Here is a 4,416-nt window from a genome sequence, read left to right on the forward strand (position 1 = left end):
TTCGAAAGGTGAGTCCGGACTCGTCCTTGCTATCGAAGATCGAATGTATCCATTCCTGCGGAGACATCTGATCACCAAGTTCGGCAAACCTGACCAGAAACGTCGGCGTGCGCAGAAAGCGCAAGACCACATCTTCCAATTCGCGTTGATAACCGCTCTCCCACAATGACGGATGCTGTTTCAGCAAATCATCCACCATGGAAATGACATCTGCGGCACGAACCCGATCGAGTCGGTCGATAAAGGGTTTGAGCGAGGCTTCAACGTCAGCAGGCAGACATCGCAGCTTCTCCGCAGCGCGGAGCTGAGTTTCTTGCAACATCGCTTCGGAGAGATAGCGGTGCAGTGCCTGCCCGGTATGTCGGTAGTGACAGAAGATCAATACTTTCTCGCCACGGCGCCAAAGTGCCATTGCTAGATTGATAGTGGCACGAATCTTGGGGTGCAGACTGCGTCCTTTCGGCCCCATCCGACCGGCACATTCGCGCAGAGCGGCCAGATGCCATGACTCATCGGCAGTTCTATCGTGCGGGGCGGCTGTGAGGAGTGTTGCATCTGGCTCCTGATGTGTATCGAGCAGTGCTTCAAAGCTTGAAGCGAGTCCATCCGCGAATACCCGTCCCTTGCCTCCAAAACTGTTGATGCGCGCTGCCAGCAAAAATGGCAACGCATTGTCCGCATCGACGCGAAGCCCCCCGGCCAAAGAACCTACTACTGTATCCACCTCAGTCAACACCGCAGCACCTTCGATGCGCTCACGGCGCAACACGCCTACGTGTGGAGGAGGCAGCCATCGTGATCGAATGCTGCGCAGAACCCAAGGCGTCAGTCGGGTCTGCGCACCTTCGATGGCGGATTTGGCAGCAGATAATGACAGCATCACCGCACGCAACTTTTGGTTGTCGACTTGCCCGCATAACGTGTCACTTCCTTCGTCGGCCAATGCCCACCACCGCACGCCGTAGACCCGCTCGCCCTCCTCGATATCAGGAGCAAGCAAGCGCTTCCAATCGCGCTCCAGTCGCTCTGTGGCCAATTGCATGGAATTCAATGCTGCGTTCAAGGTTGCAATCTGGTTTTCGAATTCATCACGTCCAAGAGCAGGTGCGCGAGCACTATCCCAGTCTATGGCGTCGAAGCGGGAGAGCACGTTGCAAAGCTCGTGATGACCCAACTGGAAAGGTGTGGCAGTCAGAAACAGCATCCGGTCAAAACGATGCGCTAGCGGGCCGCCGACCGTATCCCGGCCTTCCCGACTTTCTCGCAGTAGTTGCGCCAATTGCGTCCCACCATGGCGTGCCCGATGCGCCTCGTCGAGAATCAGCAATGGCAGTGAAAGTTGCATGCTCGCCAGAACATTGCGCCATACTGGCGGGAGCACACCTGTACCGGCGTTGTCCATCGCATTGCGAGCCGCACGCAAGCGCTCGTCGAGATTCTTGGATGCACGTGCCGGCATATTGTCGATGACGCGCCCATACACGTCGGAAAGATCCAGTCCGCTCAGCGTATCGACAAATAACTCCGGGACCGGATCATCGTCTTGAGCATCGAGCAAGCCATGAGCCACCAGAATCGGCTTCCACTTGCCAGCCGGTGTGTTGAGCAGCCGCGCCACCAATTCCTCGGAGACGCGACCACCCATGCGCAACACACGCGGCGCATAGCGAGCAACGCGTGTGCGCAAGTCGCTGACGCCATGACGGCCCTTGATAGCCGATTGCAGGACGGCCAGTTTGGCCCAGCAGTCGCCCAGTCGACGGTTCAGTGCGCCGTGGGCCAAGATGACCACGCTGGCCCGCACATCCAGCGGATCATCCAGAAGCTTCATGAACTCAATGCCGGTTTCGGCCACCTGCACCCGGAAGCGATCGCGCTCGCTACCCGAACGAAGGCACGCATTCTTGAAGGTGTTGCTGTCGCGATTCCACTTCTTGACTACAGCGCCGGGCACCATGATCACCACCGGCCGCGTCGCATCTTGCATGACATGAGCGGCAGCCACGGCCAAGGCCACGAATGTTTTACCCATGCCAACCTCGTCGCCGAGAATTACACCTGGCAGACGCTGAAATCGCTTGAGGATGGCTTGCGCCGATTTCTTCTGGCGCAACGCGTCCTCTGCTGACAATCGTCCCTCGACATGCAGATTGAGCGAATCAGGCAGTTTCAAGTGATGTCTCCCGGGTGTCCCTAAACGCGTAGCGAAGCATCGACTCGGACGCGCATGCCAGCGCGATATCCAGTCGTGCATTCTGCTCACTCACGAACGCACCCAACTGCTGCTGCAGAAAGGCCTCGACCGGTTTGCCATTCGGCTGTAGCAGTTGCACCGTTCCCAGTTGGCGGACCAGTTCGAACAACAGGAAAGCCCATTCGTCCGCCAACAACGGATCGCACTGACGCTCAATTGCATCCGCCACAGCGCGCGCGCCGACCGGTCCATCCAACCGCCAGGCCAATGCCGCTTCCGAGAGAACGGGCTCCCGCAATCGCGCGGATATTTGCTGCACGGCACGACAGGCTCGCTGAACGCGTTTGATCAGGAAACCACTGGTATCGACCTTTTGGTGTGGATCCACCAGTTCGCAACTTTGCAATCCATCCGGATCATCGTCATCCACTTGTCGACGTAGCCACTGGCGCATTGCCTCGTGCAATGGTCGGGCCGAGCTGAGCAACTCCAGTAGCGCCGCTAAGGACAGGCCACGAAGTTCGTCCGGTGGAGGCAAGGCGCTGGGCGTGTGCGCATTCACCGGCCAATCGGCCGTGTGTCGCACACCCTCGGCATCCTGCCATTCCACTTGTAGTTGTGACGGCGGTGGCCCACTACGCGGAAGCGACAGTTCAACCGCGGCAGGCTTTCCATTCTTGACCCATTCGGCATGCGTATAGATCAGCGTGGAGTCTTGACGTATCCACCACTTACCGCTTACGAGCTCCCCCTGAAATTTCAGAGAGATCTGATGCCCAGTGTCCGCACTGCACAACAAATCCGCCTCGGCGAAAAACATCGGCAGTGGAGGCACGCCAGCCAGTTCCTCGCCATCGACGTCAAATGCAGGCGCAAAATCTATCTTCTCACCTAGAGTGACGGCTTTGTCGCCACGCAAACCGCCCTCGGCGAGTTGTCGATAGGTCGGGTGATCGGGCTGATCACGCAGAAAATACAGTACATTCGCTTCGTAGTTGCGCTGATTGGGTGCCAAGCCGGTACCCGCCGAGGTGAAATTACTGGAGCCGATCAGCCACGCAACCCAATGCGTATTGCGCAACGTCAGCATCTTTGCGTGCAGTGGTCTGCGCTCGGGATCGCTGTCAGTGGGTACTTTGGTCACCTGCACGGGATGCAGCGACAACAGCGCTCCGCTGCGGCCTTTTGGTACCGTCGCTAGCACATGTTCCGGAACCTGCAGTCGCCACCGATCCGTTTCGGGCGCATATTCACCGGCGACATGCATTCTCAGTTCGGCATGGCCACGCTGCCGCAGCATTTGCCACAAGCGAGACTCCGGACCGATCTTGCGTGAGTCAACGTCGAAGAACGGCGACACCACATCCGCCGATTCAGGCGGTGAATTCGGCAACTGCTCGTCGAGCTGATCGAACAGCGATGGGCGTCCGGGCCCGACCAGCACTAGTCGTCGCTGCACACCGCGCGCAGGCGCAGCGTCGCGAGGAAGATTGGCATCTACCCAATCCAGCAAACTCGATGCTCTTACTCTGGCAACGCCTTGGGTGGTCGCTAATATTTCGCGCAGATAGTCCAGCAATGGATCCAACAGCGCCCGGTCTGCCGAGCCGCGGTCGAAGTCCAGCACCGACGCACATTCCTGATTGCGACGATAGCCATCGGGCGTGAGATTGGCAGAGGCCACGATCACCCGTACGTGGTCGTTCCAGGCCAACAAACTGATCTTGGCGTGCATCACCCCGGAAGCAGGTCGCGAAACCAGCAAATCCCATCGCAGGCTTCTATTCCCGCCGCAATGATGGACGTCAGCCACCACCGTCGCGCATTTCAGCGACGCCAGCTTTTCCTCGCGCTCGATGCGGTAAAGCGCGCCATCCCGCGCCGGGTCGCTTTGTACCTGTGCGAATCGCGCCAAACACTCTTCCTCGAAGAGCGCCGTATCCAGCGTAAACGTGGTTGCCAGAACACCGATTGGCGCACCTGATTTTGCGGGTGGCTCCCACAGCGACAGCATGCGGCGGGAAGTGTTCGAAGGATCTTTCTTCCGCGCCATCAGACCAACTCCTGCTCAGGCAACGTGCGACCAAGGTCAAGAGCAAAATCCCAGATCGGTCGAGTCCGGTAGGCGTGGACGTACGTGCCTTCGCGCGACTCGAACTTGTCGAGAGCATAGGAAGGCCGAACTGCTACGCGACCGTCACCAAACGTGTCAAACCATGGTC

At 58.6% G+C, this 4,416-nt stretch carries 2 protein-coding genes and 1 pseudogene; all 3 read right to left on the bottom strand.

Going from position 1 to position 4,416, the window contains the following annotated elements:
- Window positions 1-1,618 (bottom strand): hypothetical protein (locus WBP53_RS00270; protein ID WP_423924769.1); only part of this gene is annotated, 1,618 nt, incomplete at its 3' end.
- A 348-nt stretch (window positions 1,619-1,966) separates the two neighbouring features.
- Window positions 1,967-2,254, bottom strand: a pseudogene (locus WBP53_RS00275) (hypothetical protein); the annotation flags it as partial.
- Window positions 2,160-4,247 (bottom strand): hypothetical protein, encoded by a 2,088-nt coding sequence (locus tag WBP53_RS00280; RefSeq protein ID WP_423924767.1) that lies wholly within the window; start codon window positions 4,245-4,247, stop codon window positions 2,160-2,162. The pseudogene WBP53_RS00275 and the gene WBP53_RS00280, both read right to left, overlap by 95 nt.
- Between the last annotated feature and the right edge of the window lie 169 nt (window positions 4,248-4,416).

The organism is Dokdonella sp., from assembly GCF_049593775.1.
Classification (GTDB): Bacteria; Pseudomonadota; Gammaproteobacteria; order Xanthomonadales; family Rhodanobacteraceae; genus Dokdonella.

Bases quoted from the DNA above. Each gene is read 5' to 3' on its own strand.
- WBP53_RS00280 (WP_423924767.1), bottom strand. From the start codon at position 4,247: ATGGCGCGGAAGAAAGATCCTTCGAACACTTCCCGCCGCATGCTGTCG.